The sequence below is a fragment of the Photorhabdus sp. RM322S genome (assembly GCF_042879395.1).
Taxonomy (GTDB): domain Bacteria; phylum Pseudomonadota; class Gammaproteobacteria; order Enterobacterales; family Enterobacteriaceae; genus Photorhabdus; species Photorhabdus khanii.
Genome location: NZ_JBHFKW010000143.1, coordinates 1 through 797, shown reverse-complemented (window position 1 = coordinate 797; position 797 = coordinate 1). Strand labels below are relative to the sequence as shown.

Genomic DNA, 797 nt, shown 5'->3' with positions numbered 1-797 from the left:
AGCCTGACAAACGCTGACGGTATCATATATTCAGGTAATCGGGCTGACAGATGCGAACGCAAATGTTGAGCCAGTTCTTCCTCATCATCCGCGACCACATAAGCGACCAGACGCTTATCCTCCCCTTTGCTATAAGTGACCACCAGAGACTCCTGAACTGAAGGGTATTCCATCAGACGCGCCTCTATCTCGCCGGGTTCTATACGGAATCCCCGGATTTTTACCTGCTGATCATTGCGTCCCACATAAATCAGGTTACCATCCGACAAATAACGGGCAAGGTCACCGGTCCGATACATGCGGGCACCCGGAATAGTTGAAAATGGGTCATCCAGAAAACGCTCTGCGGTCAGATCCGGCCGGTTCAGATAACCCCGGGCGACACCCACACCACCGAGATAGAGTTCACCTACCGCACCCCGCGGTACCGGCTGACCCCGCGCATCAAGCAGGTAGATACGGGTATTGTTTATGGGACGGCCGATAGGGATCTCCTCCCCGTGATAATCGGCTGGACAATGCCAGGCCATGACCGCAACGGTGGCTTCGGTTGGGCCATAAATATTAAAGGTGTTATACCTGCCCGCTAATGATTGCAATAACGCAGAACCCAGCGCCTCCCCTGCCAGTATCAAGGTTAAATGCGTTTGTAACGGCGGGAGTTCGTGGGCATTCTGAAGGACGGCAGGCGGCAAAGTCAGATGAGTAATACGTTGTTCATCCAGATAATGCCACAATGCCTGCCTATCATAGCGGACATCGTCTGACAGAATATGGAGGGCAGCGCCCACACCATA

The 797-nt window shown here is 53.2% G+C and carries 1 protein-coding gene; it reads right to left on the bottom strand.

All coding sequences use genetic code 11. From position 1 onward, the window contains the following. Positions 1–797: AMP-binding protein (locus ACGF63_RS22965; protein WP_387633394.1), on the bottom strand; the 797-nt coding region annotated here is incomplete at both ends.